Annotated in this window: 12 protein-coding genes and 3 tRNA genes; 12 read left to right on the plus strand and 3 right to left on the minus strand. The window is 66.8% G+C overall.

All coding sequences use genetic code 11. From position 1 onward, the window contains the following. The first annotated feature begins 5 nt into the window (after positions 1 to 5). The 6 genes from uvrC to BXA03_RS00210 all read left to right on the plus strand — a co-directional run bounded on the left by uvrC (position 6) and on the right by BXA03_RS00210 (position 5,649). Complete coding sequence (gene uvrC, locus BXA03_RS00185) at positions 6 to 2,012, plus strand: excinuclease ABC subunit UvrC (RefSeq protein WP_076503196.1); 2,007 nt, start codon at positions 6 to 8, stop codon at positions 2,010 to 2,012. Between the two features lie 80 nt (positions 2,013 to 2,092). After that, complete coding sequence (gene pgsA, locus BXA03_RS00190; protein ID WP_076503197.1) at positions 2,093 to 2,668, plus strand: CDP-diacylglycerol--glycerol-3-phosphate 3-phosphatidyltransferase; 576 nt, start codon at positions 2,093 to 2,095, stop codon at positions 2,666 to 2,668. A gap of 222 nt (positions 2,669 to 2,890) precedes the next feature. After that, entirely contained in the window at positions 2,891 to 3,163 is a 273-nt protein-coding gene (locus BXA03_RS00195; RefSeq protein ID WP_017757574.1) for an HU family DNA-binding protein, read from the plus strand. A gap of 13 nt (positions 3,164 to 3,176) precedes the next feature. Next, a tRNA-Val gene (locus tag BXA03_RS00200) sits at positions 3,177 to 3,252 on the plus strand. A 347-nt stretch (positions 3,253 to 3,599) separates the two neighbouring features. Then, positions 3,600 to 5,528 (plus strand): SurA N-terminal domain-containing protein, encoded by a 1,929-nt coding sequence (locus tag BXA03_RS00205; RefSeq protein WP_076503198.1) that lies wholly within the window; start codon positions 3,600 to 3,602, stop codon positions 5,526 to 5,528. Positions 5,529 to 5,573: 45 nt separating this feature from the next. Beyond that, positions 5,574 to 5,649, plus strand: a tRNA-His gene (locus BXA03_RS00210). A gap of 192 nt (positions 5,650 to 5,841) precedes the next feature. On the opposite strand, the gene BXA03_RS00215 is transcribed toward BXA03_RS00210, so the two are convergent. Both BXA03_RS00215 and BXA03_RS00220 read right to left on the minus strand, forming a co-directional pair. Beyond that, positions 5,842 to 5,918, minus strand: a tRNA-Pro gene (locus BXA03_RS00215). A gap of 14 nt (positions 5,919 to 5,932) precedes the next feature. Further along, on the minus strand, positions 5,933 to 6,640 hold the full coding sequence (locus tag BXA03_RS00220; protein ID WP_076503199.1) for a glutathione S-transferase N-terminal domain-containing protein: 708 nt from the start codon (positions 6,638 to 6,640) through the stop codon (positions 5,933 to 5,935). A 147-nt stretch (positions 6,641 to 6,787) separates the two neighbouring features. On the opposite strand from BXA03_RS00220, the gene BXA03_RS00225 reads away from it, so the two are divergent. The 3 genes from BXA03_RS00225 to BXA03_RS00235 all read left to right on the plus strand — a co-directional run bounded on the left by BXA03_RS00225 (position 6,788) and on the right by BXA03_RS00235 (position 10,339). Next, a complete protein-coding gene (locus BXA03_RS00225; RefSeq protein ID WP_076503200.1) occupies positions 6,788 to 7,612 on the plus strand; it encodes a GNAT family N-acetyltransferase in 825 nt (274 codons plus the stop codon). A 94-nt stretch (positions 7,613 to 7,706) separates the two neighbouring features. Continuing rightward, positions 7,707 to 9,845: a polyphosphate kinase 1 gene (ppk1, locus tag BXA03_RS00230; protein WP_076503638.1), complete on the plus strand. Its 2,139-nt coding sequence runs from the start codon at positions 7,707 to 7,709 to the stop codon at positions 9,843 to 9,845. 32 nt (positions 9,846 to 9,877) lie between these two features. Further along, entirely contained in the window at positions 9,878 to 10,339 is a 462-nt protein-coding gene (locus BXA03_RS00235) for a SixA phosphatase family protein (RefSeq protein WP_017760638.1), read from the plus strand. 139 nt (positions 10,340 to 10,478) lie between these two features. Here BXA03_RS00235 and BXA03_RS00240 read toward each other — a convergent pair whose 3' ends face one another. Beyond that, positions 10,479 to 11,996: a Ppx/GppA phosphatase family protein gene (locus tag BXA03_RS00240; protein ID WP_076503201.1), complete on the minus strand. Its 1,518-nt coding sequence runs from the start codon at positions 11,994 to 11,996 to the stop codon at positions 10,479 to 10,481. 218 nt (positions 11,997 to 12,214) lie between these two features. Between BXA03_RS00240 and pstS the strand changes: the two genes are divergently transcribed. From pstS to pstA, 3 genes are all read left to right on the plus strand, one after another. After that, the gene (pstS, locus tag BXA03_RS00245) at positions 12,215 to 13,252 is read left to right on the plus strand and encodes a phosphate ABC transporter substrate-binding protein PstS (protein WP_076503202.1); all 1,038 of its coding nucleotides are present in this window, start codon (positions 12,215 to 12,217) and stop codon (positions 13,250 to 13,252) included. Between the two features lie 217 nt (positions 13,253 to 13,469). Then, positions 13,470 to 14,393: a phosphate ABC transporter permease subunit PstC gene (gene pstC / locus BXA03_RS00250; protein ID WP_143476198.1), complete on the plus strand. Its 924-nt coding sequence runs from the start codon at positions 13,470 to 13,472 to the stop codon at positions 14,391 to 14,393. Further along, positions 14,390 to 15,283: a phosphate ABC transporter permease PstA gene (gene pstA / locus BXA03_RS00255; RefSeq protein WP_076503203.1), complete on the plus strand. Its 894-nt coding sequence runs from the start codon at positions 14,390 to 14,392 to the stop codon at positions 15,281 to 15,283. Before pstC ends, pstA begins: the two co-directional genes overlap by 4 nt. Positions 15,284 to 15,294: the final 11 nt, after the last annotated feature.

The raw sequence follows: 15,294 nt of genomic DNA on the forward strand, positions 1-15,294 counted from the left end.
GGCCGATGTCCGAAGTGCATTCCGAACAACTGCTGGCCGAAGTGGCCGCGCTTCCTTCTTTGCCGGGGGTCTATCGCTATTTCGACGCTGCCGGCGGGGTGCTCTACGTGGGCAAGGCGCGCAACCTCAAGCGCCGCGTGGCGAGCTACTTCCAGAAGAACCACGGCGGCACGCGCATTGGCCACATGATCGGCAAGATCGCTCGCATGGAGACCACGGTGGTGCGCTCCGAGGCCGAGGCGCTGCTGCTCGAAAACAACCTGATCAAGACGCTCAAGCCGCGCTACAACATCCTGTTCCGCGACGACAAGAGCTATCCCTACCTCAAGATCACCGGCGTGCGCGACCGCGACGGCAGCGACGGCCTCACGCCAGCGAGCATTCCGCGGCTGGCCTACTACCGCGGCGCCACCGACCGGCGCCACCGCTACTACGGACCCTATCCGAGCGCCTGGGCGGTGAAGGAGTCGATCCAACTGCTGCAGAAGGTGTTCAAGCTGCGCACCTGCGAGGACACGGTCTACGGCAATCGCACCCGGCCCTGCCTGCTCTACCAGATCAAGCGTTGCAGCGGCCCCTGCGTGGGCCATGTGGCGCCGGCCGACTATGCGCACGACGTGGCCAATGCGGAGGCCTTCCTGCGTGGCGAGACGCAGCAGGTGCTGGCTGAACTGGAAGCCCGCATGATGCAGCACGCCGAGCGGCTGGAGTTCGAGCAGGCGGCCGAACTGCGCAACCGGATGTCGGCACTGTCGCGGGTGCTGCATCAGCAGTCCGTGGAGATCGTCGACGACAAGGACGTGGACATCCTGGCCGTGAAGGTGCAGGGCGGCAAGGCCTGCGTCAATCTGGCCATGGTGCGCGGCGGGCGACACCTGGGCGACCGCGCGTACTTCCCTGCGCACGTGGAGGACGCGTCGCTGCTGCAGCAGGATGCCGCCGACGACGACGCCCAGGCTGGCGACGCTGCGCAGGAGGGTGCGCTTGTGCCGTCGGTGGAGCGTCAGGTGCTCGAAGCCTTCATCGCCCAGCATTACATCGAGGCGCCGGCGCCGGCCACGCTCGTACTTGGCGAAGTCGTCGCCCGCGAACTGATCGAGGCCATCGCCCAACAGTCGGCCCAGCGCGTCACGGCCGTCTTCCAGCCGCGCTCGCAGCGGCGCCTGTGGCTGGAGATGGCGCAGAAGAACGCCGATATCCAGATGGCACGGCTGCTTGCCGAAGAGGGCTCGCAGCAGGCGCGCACCCGGGCCCTCGTCGATGCGCTCGAACTCGCGCCCGACGACCTGGCGCAGTTCCGCATCGAATGTTTCGATATCTCCCACACGGCGGGGGAGGCGACGCAGGCCTCGTGCGTGGTCTTCGAGGACCATGCCATGCAGAACCGCGAATACCGCCGCTACAACATCGAAGGCATCACGCCCGGCGACGACTACGCGGCCATGCGCCAGGTGCTCATGCGCCGCTACGGCAAGATCGCCGAGGCCATGGCGGCCGAAGCCCAGGCGCCTGCGCCCGGCGACGGGGGTGGTGCCGATGCGCCGGCGGGCACCGTCGGCGCGCGCATGCCCGACCTCGTGCTGGTGGATGGCGGCAAGGGCCAGGTCTCGATGGCGCGTGAAGTCTTCGTCCAGCTCGGCCTGCCGCTGTCATTGATCGTCGGCGTGGAGAAGGGCGAAGGCCGCAAGGTGGGGCTCGAAGAGCTCGTCTTTGCGGACGGCCGCGAGAAGGTATATCTGGGACGGGATTCCGCGGCGCTCATGCTCGTCGCGCAGATCCGCGACGAGGCCCACCGCTTCGCCATCACCGGCATGCGGGCCAAGCGGGCCAAGGTGCGCGTTGGGGGGAGCCAGTTGGAGGACATCCCGGGCGTGGGGCCGAAGCGGCGTGCGCGGCTGCTTCAGCGCTTCGGCGGCATCCGAGGCGTGGCGGCCGCAAGCATCGAAGACCTCGCGTCCGTCGACGGCATCGCCCGCGATCTGGCGGAAGAGATCTACCGCGCTTTGCACTGAGGATGCGACGCCCAGTCGCGCACCGCGCAGCGACCGTCGCACTGGCGAGTGGCGCCATGGCCTCATGCCACAATCCGCCGATGTTCTGGACCCTGCCCACCATCATGACCTGGACGCGCATCGTCGCGATTCCCCTGATCGTGGGTGTGTTCTACCTGCCGTTGCCCGAGGGCATGAGGAACCTCATCGCCACGGTGATGTTCATCGTGTTTGCAGCGACCGACTGGCTCGATGGCTATCTCGCGAGGCGTCTCAACCAGACCTCGGCCTTTGGAGCCTTCCTCGATCCCGTGGCCGACAAATTCCTCGTGTGTGCCTCGCTGTTGGTGCTGGTGCATCTCAATCGGGCCGATGTGTTCGTGGCCCTGATCATCATCGGCCGCGAGATCGCCATCTCGGCCCTGCGCGAGTGGATGGCGCAGCTCGGTGCCGGCAAGAGCGTGGCCGTGCACATGCTCGGCAAGGTCAAGACCACCGTGCAGATGGTGGCCATCCCCTTCCTGCTCTACCAGGGCGTGCTGTTCGGCGCCATCGACACGCTGCTGTGGGGTCGTTGGCTCATCTGGGTGGCCGCGGTGCTCACGGTGTGGTCGATGGTGTACTACCTGCGCAAAGCAATTCCTGAGATCCGCGCACGCACCGAAGCTCGGGGTTAACAAATTTTTGTGAACTTATTGCGCAATGTGTTTGCAGATGCTGGCCCGTTGGCCGCACCTTATTGACACTCCTTGACCTCGTGGTTGTAATCTGCCGCTCGGTCGCCAAGGCCGACGTCCTCGGAACCGCCCCCTCCCCCTGACATCACGACCTTGCCGCGTGGCCCTTGAGGGTCAGTTCGCGCTTCCGATTGCTGATCAACCTTCTGCCAAGAGGCACTTGTGAACAAGACCGAACTGATCGAACACATCGCCAAGAACGCCGACATCTCCAAGGCCGCCGCCACGCGCGCACTGGAGTCCACGCTGGGTGCGATCCGCACCACGCTGAAGAAGGGCGGCTCGGTGTCGCTGGTCGGCTTCGGCACCTTCGCGGTCGGCAAACGGGCCGCCCGCACCGGCCGCAATCCGCGGACCGGAACTGCGATTAAGATCAAGGCCGCGAAGGTTCCCAAGTTCCGTCCCGGCAAGGCGCTCAAGGACGCACTGAACTGAAGCGAACCATCGGGGGTGCTTAGCTCAGTTGGTAGAGCGGCGCCCTTACAAGGCGTAGGTCGGCGGTTCGAGCCCGTCAGCACCCACCACCCGATATGTGTGAAGGCCCGGTTTACCGGGCCTTCCTGTTTCTGCCCTGGCATTGTGTTGCTCGTCCGCAGACGACCCACCAAAACGGCGCGCCCGCAGGTGCCCGTCAGGTCCGAAGCCGGGCCATGTGAGAACCCGCCCGGCTAGAATCCGCGCGCCGGTTGGACCAGCCGGCGTCAGGGCAGGTGCTGCAAGAAGCCGTACAACAACATCTCTTGCCAGCCAAGGTCAGGGATCTTCCCGAGCATTCATTACCTCCATGACCTGTGGCGGACGCCGCGTCCGCCCTTTCGTTTCTCGTCGTCTCCGTGGGCGCAGTGGCGTCCGATCCTAGAGGTGTGCAGGCATGTTTGATTTCTTCCGCAAGTACAACAAGATCGTGATGATCTTTCTGTTCTTGCTGATCATTCCTTCGTTCGTGTTGTTCGGCGTCGAGCGCTATACCAACAACGGTGATCGCGGCGACGTTGTGGCCACCGTCGATGGGCAGTCGATCACCCGCACCGAATGGGATCAGCAGCATCGCAACGAAACCGACCGGCTGCGCCAGCAAATGCCCAGCCTGGACGCTTCAGTCTTCGACTCCGACGCCGCACGTTACGCGACGCTGGAACGCATGGTCCGCAACCGCGTTCTCAGCACGGCGGCGCTCAAGACGAACATGACGGTCTCCGATGGCCGCCTGACCCGCGTCTTCTCGGAGGATCCGGGTCTCGCCAGCTTCCGCGACGACAAGGGCAACTTCGATCGCCAGCGCTTCATCCTTGCCACGGGCCGCACGCCCGAGCAGTTCGAGGCGGCCGTGCGGGCCGATCTGTCCACGCAGCAACTGCTCAGCGGCGTGACGGCCTCCGCCGCACCGAATCCCGCGCTGCTGGACGTTCTGAGCAACGCACTGCGCGAGCGCCGCGAGGTGCAGGTCGCGCGGTTCATGCCGGCGGACTTCTCTGCCAAGGTTTCCGTGTCCGACGCTGACCTCGAGGCCTTCTACACGAGCCACACCAGCCGTTATCAGTTGCCTGAACAGGCGGATGTCGAGTACATCGTGCTCAACACGGATGCGGTCAAGAAGACCCTGGCTGTACCAGAGGCCGAACTCAAGGCCTACTACGAACAGAACAAGGACCGCTTCGGGACGAAGGAGGAGCGCAAGGCCGCGCACATCCTGATCGCCGCCGGCAAGGATGCACCGGCCGCCGATCGCGCGAAGGCGAAGGCCCGGGCGGAGGAATTACTGGCCGAGATCCGCAAGACGCCGACGAGCTTTGCCGAGTTGGCGAAGAAGAATTCTCAGGATCCGGTCTCGGCCGCGCAGGGCGGCGCCCTGGATTTCGTCAGCCGTGGTGCCATGGTCAAGCCGTTCGAGGACGCGATGTTCGCGCTCAAGAAGGGTGAGATCAGCAACGTGGTCGAAACCGAGTACGGCTATCACATCATCCGGTTGGACGAAGTCAAGCCGGGTACGGTGCCGCCGTTCGAACAGGTGCGCGCCCGGATCGAGGACGAGATCCGTGGACAGCAGGCGTCGCAGGCCTTCGCCAAGCAGGCCGAAACGTTGTCCGACCTGGTCTATCAGCAGGCCGATAGCCTCCAGCCTGCTGCCGACGCGCTCAAGCTGCAGATTCAGAAGGCGCAAGGCGTAGGCCGGACGCCGGTCGTCGGTGCCCAGGGTCCGTTGGGCAACCGGAATTTCATCAACGCACTGTTCTCGGCGGAAACGCTGGACCGCAAGCACAACACCGAGGCCATCGATCTGGGTGGCAATCAACTGGCCGTCGGACGTGTGACGCGCCACGTGCCGGCGCGCACGCAGAGCTTCGATGAAGTGAAGCCCCGTGTGCGCCAGGAACTGGTGGCGGAGCGGGCGGCCGCAGCGGCCAAGACCGAAGGGGAAGCCAAGCTCAAGGCCTGGGAGGCCGCATCCGGCACCGCGCTGCCTGCGGGCGTGGGCCAGCCCGTCGTGGTGTCCCGCACCGACAACGCCAGTTCGCAGCCGGCGCCTTTGGTGGAAGCAGCGCTGCGGGTCGACCCCGCCAAACTGCCCGCCTGGGTGGGCGTCAATCTCGGCGCTGAGGGGTACGCCGTGGTACGCGTCAACAAGACGCTTCCCGCGGCCGACGTCGCGGCGGATCAGCGTCAGCAGGAGCGCGCCCAACTGTCCCAGGCGATGGCAGCTGCCGAAGCCGAGGCCTACTACACCATGCTCAAGGATCGATTCAAGGCCAGCATCAAGGTGCCGCGTCCGTCCGACTCTGCTGGCGTTGTCGTCAACTGACTTGAGAGACGGCGGATTTTTCCGCTATACTCCGAAGTTCTCTCGGTGGCTGTAGCTCAGTTGGTAGAGTCCAGGATTGTGATTCCTGTCGTCGTGGGTTCGAGTCCCATCAGCCACCCCAGTTTCTAAAAAGCGGTCACCCTCGGTGACCGTTTTTTTTTCGCCCTGCGGATGACGCTTCGCGGGGACTTGGTGATGCCGCTGCCCGCGGATGCCTGGCGAGAACAGGCACGCTGACGCAACTCAGCGAGCGAAAACGGCGGCCAAAAAAATAGCGCCACTCGCTTTCGTGAGTGGCGCTATCGATCAAAAATGGTCGGAACGGCGGGATTCGAACTCGCGACCCTCTGCTCCCAAAGCAGATGCGCTACCAGGCTGCGCTACGTTCCGACAAGCCTGGCATTCTAGCGCTTCTGATACTGGGTCTGGCCGAACAGGATCTCGCGCGACTTGTCATCCGTGATCGGCTTGCGGCGATCCGCCAGGACCTGCACGCCCCGTTGCACCGCAGGACGCGCTGCGATGCCGTCGAACCAGGCCTTCAGCGCGGGATAGTCGTCCATCACCACGCCCTGGTTCTGCCAGCTGCGCAGCCACGGGAAGATTGCGATGTCGGCAATCGAATAGTCGGCGCCCCCCACGAATGCGCTCTTTTCCAGGCGCCGGTCGATGACGCCGTACAGCCGCTTCGCCTCGTTGGTGTAGCGCTCGATGGCGTAGGGCAGCTTGTCAGGCGCGTACATGCGGAAGTGATGCGCCTGGCCCAGCATGGGGCCGACGCCGCCCATCTGGAACATCAGCCATTGCAGCACCTCGAAGCGTTCCCGGTCGCCCTGGGGCAGCAGCTGGCCGGTCTTGGCCGCCAGGTAGACGAGGATGGCTCCCGACTCGAAGAGCGAGAGGGGTTGGCCGTCCGGCCCGACAGGGTCGGTGATGGCCGGGATCTTGTTGTTGGGGCTGATGGCCAGGAACTCGGGCGCGAACTGGTCGCCCTGGCCGATGTCGACCGCATGCGCCCGGTAGGGCAGGCCGGTCTCCTCCAACATGATGTGGACCTTGTGGCCGTTGGGCGTGGGCCAGGAATAGACGTCGATGACAGCTTGATCGGACATGGGTAGATGGCTCCTAGACAGGCGGGCCGCAGGATAGCGCCGCTTGGCGGGCGGTGCAGCGTCGTCATGCAATTGCCACCGCTTCGACACGCACGCTTCATGAGCGCGGCACAGACTGCACGGCAACCGAAAAGACAACCGTTGCTCATGAAAGACCTGCCCACGCCCACCCTCGCCCTGTCACGCCTTGGCCTGCGCGAAACGCTGTGGCCGCAATCGCCCCGGATGTCCCCATCGACCGGGCCTGGCGGCGTGACCGTGGCATGGGCCCGTCATCAGGACGAGGTGCGCGAAGCCCAGCGCCTTCGGTGGCGCGTGTTCGTCGATGAGATGGGTGCGCGCCTGCCCACCACGCTGCCGGGCCACGACGTGGACCTCTTCGACGACTTCTGCGAGCACCTGCTGGTGCGCGCCGAACCGGGCGGCGAAGTGGTAGGCACCTACCGCGTGCTCACGCCCGCCCAGGCCCGCCGCGTGGGCGGCACCTACAGTGATACCGAGTTCGACCTGACCCGCCTGCGCGGCATGCGCGAGCGCATGGTGGAGCTGGGCCGCAGCTGCGTGCACCCGGACCATCGGCAGGGCGGCGTGATCCTCGCCCTGTGGGGCGCACTGGCGGCCTTCATGCATCGCAACCGGCTCGACACCATGATCGGGTGCGCGAGCATTCCCATGCGGCAGAACGGCGTGAACGGCGGCGATGCCGCGGCCAGCATCTGGCAACAGCTCTCGACCACGCACATGGCGGCCATCCAGTACCACGTGCAGCCCCGCCTGCCGCTGCCCGTCGATCGGCTCGACGGCTCGCTCGCCGTGGAGCCGCCCGCGCTCATCAAGGGCTATCTGCGCCTGGGCGCAAAGGTGCTGGGTGCACCGGCCTGGGATCCGGACTTCAACACCGCCGACCTGCCGATGATGATGCGTCTGGCCGACCTGCCGCCTCGCTATCGCCGGCATTTCCTGGGCGCCTGAGAAGACCGGCGCACCATGACGGTGTCATGACGGCGTCACATTCCAACATGACAATCGGATGACAGTGTTGCCTCTGTCCCTCGCCTCCGACGTCATGCCCTTTTCCGATGCGTCCCTGCCGGTGCCCACGGTGCCGGCAGCCACCCGCCTGCTGGATCGCGACCACAGCATCCTGGCCTTTAACCGTCGGGTGCTGAACTGGGCCGAGCGGCCTGAAGTGCCGCTGGTGGAGCGGCTGCGCTACCTCTGCATCGTCTCGTCCAACCTGGACGAGTTCTTCGAGGTACGGGCCGAGCCGCATGTGCGGGCCTGCCTGGAAGGGCAGGGCACCGGTCCCTACACGGCCGAATCCTTCGATGCCCTGTCACGCGCCGCGCATGCGCTGGTGGCGCGGCAGTACCAGCTCTACAACGATGAGCTGCTGCCGGCCTTCGCCGAGCACGGCATCCACGTCATCTCCCACGGCAAGCGCAATGCCGCACAGCGCAAGTGGGTGCACGAGTATTTCGAACGCGAGGTGCGGCCGCTGCTGATCCCGGTGGCGCTGGACCCGGCCCACCCGTTTCCGCAGGTGGCCAACAAGTCGCTCAACTTCATCGTCAAGCTCTCGGGCAAGGACGCCTTCGGCCGCGAGAACCCCATCGCCATCCTGAAGGTGCCGCGCGTGCTGCCGCGGCTGATCCGCATGCCGGCCAAGGTGTCCGAGGGCAAGACGCTGGTGGTGGCGCTGTCGAGCATCGTGCGGGCGCACCTGCATGCGATGTTCCCGGGCCGCGAGGTGGGGCAGTTCTCGCAGTTCCGCGTCACGCGCCATTCCGACCTCGCCGTGGACGAGGAGGATGTGAAGAACCTGCGCACCGCCTTGCGCCAGGGCCTGCAGCACCGCAACTTCGGCCAGGCCGTGCGGCTGGAAGTGTCGGCCGACTGCGACGAGTCGCTGTGGAGCTTCCTTCTCGCGCAGTTCAACCTGCCGCAGGGTGCGCTCTACCGCGTGCCGGGTCCGGTGAACCTCGCGCGCTTCTCTCAGATGGTCGACCTGATCGACGAGCCGCGCTTCAAGGACCTGCGCTTCACGCCCTACCAGGCCTCCTACCCGATCAACCTGTCGACGGGGCAGTCCTTCTTCGACCGGCTGCAGCGCAGCGATGTGCTGATCCACCAGCCCTTCGAGAGCTTCGACGGCGTCATCGAATTCCTGCGCGAGGCCGTAGCCGATCCCCAGGTGCTGGCCATCAAGCAGACCATCTACCGCACCGGCTCCGACTCGGTGCTGATGGACCTGCTGCGCGAGGCCGTGCGTCGCGGCAAGGAGGTGATGGCCGTGGTCGAACTCAAGGCCCGCTTCGACGAAGAGGCCAACATCAACTGGGCCGAGGTGCTCGAGTCCATCGGCGCGCAGGTGGTGTATGGCGTGGTAGGTCTCAAGACGCATGCCAAGATGCTGCTGGTCACCCGCCGCGAAGGCCGCCACATCCGCCGCTACGGCCATCTTTCGACGGGCAACTACAACTCGCGCACCGCGCGGCTGTACACCGATATCAGCCACCTGACGGCCGATCCGCAGCTCACGGCCGACATGGATGCGCTGTTCGTGCACCTGGCCGGACAGAGTCGCCTGCCCAAGCTGCAGCGGCTGTGGGTGGCGCCCTTCGACCTGCACAAGAACCTGGTCGCCCGCATCGACGAACTGGCGCAGGCCGCGGGCGAGGGCAAGACCACGCGCATCGTCGCCAAGATGAATGCGCTCACCGACGAGGCGCTGATCGCCGCGCTGCTGCGCGCCGGCAGCAGCGGCGTGAAGATCGACCTCATCGTGCGCGGCGCCTGCATGCTGCCGGCGCAGGTGCCGGGCGTGAGCGAGAACATCCGCGTGCGCTCGATCATCGGCCGCTTCCTGGAGCATTCGCGCGTCTTCTACTTCCGCGTGGACGAGGATGAGAGCCTGTACCTTTCCAGCGCCGACTGGATGAACCGCAACATGATGCGGCGCGTCGAGGTGGCCTGGCCGGTCACGCATCCGGTGCTGCGCCAGCGGCTGATCGACGAATGCCTGGTGGCGTACCTGCATGATGGCCGCGACGCCTGGGAGCTGGAGGCCGATGGCCGCTATGAGCGGGTGGGCCGCAATCTGCACCCCGGTGAGCCTGGGGCGTCGCGCGCCATCGAGGCGCACGGCGCGCAGGCGGCCCTGATGGGGCGCTATGCCTTCCGGGGCCGCAGCCCAGGCGTCTGAGCGGCGTACTGTCCTCTAGGAAAGACAAATCCATGGACCTCATCCTCTGGCGCCACGCCGAAGCCGAAGACTGGCACGAGGGCTGCGACGACCTGGCGCGCTCGCTCACGCCGCGGGGCGAGAAGCAGGCCAAGCGCATGGCCGCTTGGCTGGATCGGCAACTGCCCGAGGGCACGCGCATCCTGTGCAGCCCGGCGCGCCGCTGCGAGCAGACCGTGCTGGCGCTGGGCCGCAAGTACAAGCTGCGCGAGGAAATCGCCCCGCACGCGACGGGCGATGAACTGCTGGCGGCCGCTGGCTGGCCGCATGGCAAGTCGGTGATCGTGCTGGTGGGCCACCAGCCGGCCCTGGGTCAGGCCGTGGCACGCCTGCTGGGCCTTCAGCAGGACAGTTGCGCCGTGCGCAAGGGCTCGGTGTGGTGGTTGCGCACGCGCGAGCGCGATGGCGAGGAGCAGACGGTGATGGTCACGGTGCAGGCGCCCGAGCTGCTCTGAACGTCATCCTGCGCCCTGGCTTCGCAGGCTCAGCCCGAACGGTTGCCGGTGAGCCGAGCGGCGCCCGAGGCGCAGCAGCGCGGCTTCGGTCCAGCTGCATTCCTCCGTCCAGGTGCAGCCGTCAGTTCGGGGACCGCCTTCAGTCCAGGTGCAGCCCGAGCATCCAGCTCGTCTTCTGCCAGGCCAGCACCTCTTCGCGCAGCAGATGCGCCGACTGGGGATAGCGCTCCGCCCAGTCCTTGCGCGCGCGCACCGCAAAGCCGCGCGCACCCGACAGTTCCACGGCCAGCGCATCTGGCTCCGGGTCGCGCCGCGCGTGGCACAGGATGACCGCCAGCCGCAGGGCCAGCAGCTGCGCGGCGAAGGTCTCGTCGGCCATCGCAGCCTCGACCTTGCGCAGCTTGCCCCGATGTCCAAGTACCAGCTGGCTCAGCGCATGGGTCTCGTTGACCGCGAAGCCGGGCACGTCCACGTTGTCGAGGATGTAGGCGCCGTGCTTGTGGTAGTCGCTGTGCGAGATGTGCATGCCGATCTCGTGCAGCTGCGCCGCCCAGCGCAGCTTGCGCAGGGCGCGGCCCGGCCGGTTGTTGCTGGCGCCGCCGCGGGCCTCGGGCACCAGTTGCACGAACAGCGCCGCGGCCACGTCGCCCACGCGTCGCGCCTGGGCCTCGTCGGCGTCGAATCGGTGCGCCAGCCGCGCCACCGTGCTGTCGCGCAGGTCGGCCACGCTGTCGTCGCGCTCCAGCAGCTCGTACAGCACGCCGTGGCGCAGGGCGCCCTGGGCCACGCGCATCTCGTCGATGGAGAGCAGGTCGAACAGCGCCCGCAGCACGGCCAGGCCGCCGCCGATGACGGGCTTGCGGTCTTCGCGCAGGCCGTCCAGGCGCAGGCGGTCGGCGCTGCCGGCCTTGAGCAGGCGGTCCAGCAGCCAGTCCAGGTCGGCGCGCGTGACCACGCCGGCGCGTCCGCCGGCCGCGGCCACCAGGTCGCCCACCGCGCCGATGGTGCCCGAGGCGCCATATGCGGTGTCCCACTGGTCGCGCGTGTAGTTGTTGAGGGCGTCGTCCATGACGGCCTTGGCCGCGATCTCGGCGACGCGAAAGGCACTGGCCGAGAACTGCCCGTCCGGAAAGTGTTTCATCGACCAGGCGACACTGCCCACGCGGTACGACTCGGTGGTCTGCGCCTGCAGGCCCGAGCCGATGATCATCTCGGTGGAGCGCCCACCGATGTCGACCACCAGCCGGCGCTCGCTGTCGGCCAGCTCGCTGCGCGGCAGCAGGTGGGCCACGCCCTGATAGATCAGGCGGGCTTCCTCGCGCCCGGGGATGACGTCGATGCCGAAGCCGAGCACGGTGCGGGCCCGCAGCAGGAATTCCTCGCGGTTGCGCGCCTCGCGCAGCGTCTGCGTCGCCACCGCGCGGACCTGGGCGCGTTCGAAGCCGGCCAGCCGCTCGCCGAAGCGGGCCAGGGCCTCCCAGCCGCGCTGCATGGCCTCGTAGGTCAGGTTGCGTGCGCTGTCCAGGCCGTTGCCCAGGCGCACCGTCTCCTTGAAGTATTCGGCGCGCTGGATCTGCCCGTGGTCCACGCGGCCGATCTCCAGGCGAAAACTATTGGAGCCGAGATCAATGGCGGCCAGGCGCGTTCCGTTCTGCATACATCAAGGAGGGAAAAGTCGGCCCCGATGGTAGCGGCGGCAGGCTGGCGATCCTCCGCCAGGTGCATGACGAATTGATGACAGTGTCATGGTGGGCGGGGGCGCCCCGGGGCGGTTTTCCCTCGGAGATGAGGTGTCACATGGCTGTCACATGGCCTTTCTACAGTCCGCCGCAGACCCCCGGACCCGGGGGTGGTGACCCTTCGGAAAGGAAGACCATGAAGTCCGTGTTTCAAATCGCCGCCGCCGGCCTGACCCTTGCCGCTTTCGCGCATGTGCCCGCCTTCGCCCAGGAAGCCACCGGCGCCGGCGCCAGCTTCCCCGCCCCGCTGTATGCCAAGTGGGCCTCCGATTTCAACAAGGCCACCGGCGTCAAGATCAACTACCAGTCGGTCGGTTCCGGCGCCGGCATCAAGCAGATCGAAGCCAAGACCGTCGACTTCGGCGCGTCCGATGCCCCGCTGAAGGACGCCGAACTGGAGTCCAAGGGCCTGCTGCAGTTCCCCACCGTCATCGGCGGCGTGATCCCTGTCGTGAACATCCAGGGCATCAAGGCCGGCGAGCTCAAGCTGAGCGGCCAGGTGCTGGGCGACATCTACCTGGGCAAGATCGCCAAGTGGAACGACGCCGCCATCAAGGCCCTGAACCCCTCGTTGAACCTGCCCGACGCCGCCATCGCCCCGGTGCGCCGCGCCGATGGTTCCGGCACCAGTTTCCTGTTCACCAACTACCTGTCGAAGGTGAACACCGAGTGGAAGGACAAGGTCGGTGAAGGCACCGCCGTGAACTGGCCCACCGGTGCCGGCGGCAAGGGCAACGAAGGCGTCGCCGCCTTCGTCAGCCGCCTGCCCAACTCGATCGGCTATGTCGAGTATGCCTACGTCAAGCAGAACAAGATGACCTACGCCCTGCTGCAGAACGCCGCCGGCAAGTTCGTCTCGCCCGAGGACACCGCCTTCAAGGCGGCTGCCGCCGGCGCCGACTGGAGCAAGAGCTTCTACCAGATCCTCACCAACCAGGCGGGCGACGGCGCGTGGCCCATCACGGGCGCGACCTTCATCCTGATGCACAAGCAGCAGGACAAGCCCGCCCAGGCCACCACCGTCCTCAAGTTCTTCGACTGGGCCTACAAGAACGGCGACAAGACCGCCGACGACCTGGACTACGTGCCCATGCCCGACGCCGTGAAGGCCACGATCCGCAAGTCGTGGGACGGCATCAAGGACGGCTCGGGCAAGGTCGTCGCCTCGCACTGATTCCCGCCCCCTCGGGATTCCATAACCAAGACAACCAGGAACAGGGAGCCGCATGACCCGCATCGCTGCAGAGTCGACGGCGCGGGTCGATGCGCGCCCGCAGGAGGTTCACACCGTGTCATCCACACTCACTGCCGACGGCCAGGGCCTCGGGCGGCCCGCCGAGCGGGCCCGCCCCGCGGTGCCGCCGCCGGTCAAGCGGCCCCGCTCCGGCCCCATGGCCGACCTGCTGTTCGGCTGGGCCGCCAAGGGCGCCGCGCTGCTGACGCTGGCCCTGCTGATCGGCATCCTCGTCTCGCTGGTCATCGGCGCTTGGCCTGCCATCGCCAAGTACGGCCTGGGCTTCCTGACGAGCAGCGTCTGGGATCCGGTGCAGGAGGAGTTCGGCGGCCTGGTGATGATCTATGGCACGCTGGCGACCTCCTTCATCGCCCTGCTGATCGCGGTGCCGGTGAGCTTCGGCATCGCGCTCTTCTTGACCGAACTCTCGCCCAGCTGGCTCAAGCGCCCGCTGGGCACGGCCATCGAGCTGCTGGCGGCCGTGCCGTCCATCGTGTACGGCATGTGGGGCCTGCTGGTCTTCGGCCCGATCCTGTCCACCTACGTGCAGCAGCCGCTGCAGAAGCTGCTGGCGGGCGTGCCCTTCCTGGGTGCGCTGGTGTCGGGCCCACCGGTGGGCATCGGCATCCTGTCGGCCGGCATCATCCTGGCGATCATGATCATTCCCTTCATCGCCTCGGTGATGCGCGACGTGTTCGAGGTCACGCCTCCGTTGCTGAAGGAGTCGGCCTACGGTCTGGGCGCCACCACCTGGGAAGTGGTGAGCAAGGTCGTGCTGCCCTATACCAAGGCGGGCGTGGTCGGCGGCATCATGCTGGGCCTGGGCCGCGCCCTGGGCGAGACCATGGCCGTGACCTTCGTCATCGGCAACATGAACCAGCTCGATTCGCTGTCGCTGTTCCAGGCGGCCAACAGCATCACCTCGGCCCTGGCCAACGAATTCGCCGAAGCCGGCGCCGGTCTGCACCAGGCCGCGCTGATGTACCTCGGCCTGGTCCTGTTCTTCATCACCTTCGTCGTGCTGGCGTTGTCCAAGCTGCTGCTGGCCCGTATGAAGAAAAGCGAAGGAACGCGCTCGTGAGCCCCACCAGCACTTCCCAGCAACTGCTGGCCGCCCAGGCCCTGGCCCGCACCCGCGAGGCCAAGTACGCCCGCCGCGCACGCGTCAACCAGATGGCCCTGGCCCTGTCGCTGGCCGCCATGGCCTTCGGTGTGTTCTGGCTGATCTGGATCCTGTGGCAGACGCTCTATCTCGGCATCGGTGGCCTGTCGGTGGCCACCTTCACCGAGATGACGCCGCCGCCCAACGAGGCCGGCGGCATCCTGAACGCCATCTTCGGCTCGCTGGTGATGGTGGGTGTCGCCACCTTCGTCGGCACGCCCATCGGCATCATGGCCGGCATCTACCTGGCCGAGTACAACCCGCATGGCTGGCTGTCGTCGGTGATCCGCTTCGTCAACGACATCCTGCTGTCGGCACCGTCCATCGTGATCGGTCTGTTCGTCTATTCACTGGTGGTGGCGCAGTTCCGGTCCTTCTCGGGCCTCGCCGGCTCCATCGCGCTGGCGCTGATCACCATCCCGGTGGTGATCCGCACCACCGAGAACATGCTGCAGCTGGTGCCGCCGGGCCTGCGCGAAGCGGCCTACGCGCTGGGCTCGCCCAAGTGGAAGGTGATCCTGTCGATCACGCTGCGCGCGGCCCGGGCCGGCGTGGTGACCGGCGTGCTGCTGGCCGTGGCCCGCATCGCCGGCGAGACCGCGCCGCTGCTGTTCACCGCCCTGAACAACCAGTTCTGGACGGCCGACGTCACGCAGCCGATGGCCAGCCTGCCCGTCACCATCTTCAAGTTCGCGATGAGCCCGTACGAGAACTGGCAGCAGCTGGCCTGGGCCGGCGTGTTCCTGATCACCGTCGCCGTCCTCGCCCTCAACATCCTGGCCCGCGTCCTTACGCGCGGCAAGAACTGATTCCTGGAAGA

Origin of the sequence: Pseudacidovorax sp. RU35E (genome assembly GCF_900156165.1) — a bacterium.
Taxonomy (GTDB): Bacteria; Pseudomonadota; Gammaproteobacteria; order Burkholderiales; family Burkholderiaceae_C; genus Xenophilus.

Coding starts and splice junctions, on each gene's coding strand:
- ppk1 (WP_076503638.1), top strand. CDS start 7,707: ATGCCCTTTTCCGATGCGTCCCTGCCGGTGCCCACGGTGCCGGCAGCC.
- BXA03_RS00240 (WP_076503201.1), bottom strand. CDS start 11,996: ATGCAGAACGGAACGCGCCTGGCCGCCATTGATCTCGGCTCCAATAGT.
- BXA03_RS00205 (WP_076503198.1), top strand. CDS start 3,600: ATGTTTGATTTCTTCCGCAAGTACAACAAGATCGTGATGATCTTTCTG.
- BXA03_RS00225 (WP_076503200.1), top strand. CDS start 6,788: ATGAAAGACCTGCCCACGCCCACCCTCGCCCTGTCACGCCTTGGCCTG.
- pstC (WP_143476198.1), top strand. CDS start 13,470: ATGGCCGACCTGCTGTTCGGCTGGGCCGCCAAGGGCGCCGCGCTGCTG.
- uvrC (WP_076503196.1), top strand. CDS start 6: ATGTCCGAAGTGCATTCCGAACAACTGCTGGCCGAAGTGGCCGCGCTT.
- BXA03_RS00220 (WP_076503199.1), bottom strand. CDS start 6,640: ATGTCCGATCAAGCTGTCATCGACGTCTATTCCTGGCCCACGCCCAAC.
- BXA03_RS00235 (WP_017760638.1), top strand. CDS start 9,878: ATGGACCTCATCCTCTGGCGCCACGCCGAAGCCGAAGACTGGCACGAG.
- pstS (WP_076503202.1), top strand. CDS start 12,215: ATGAAGTCCGTGTTTCAAATCGCCGCCGCCGGCCTGACCCTTGCCGCT.
- pgsA (WP_076503197.1), top strand. CDS start 2,093: ATGTTCTGGACCCTGCCCACCATCATGACCTGGACGCGCATCGTCGCG.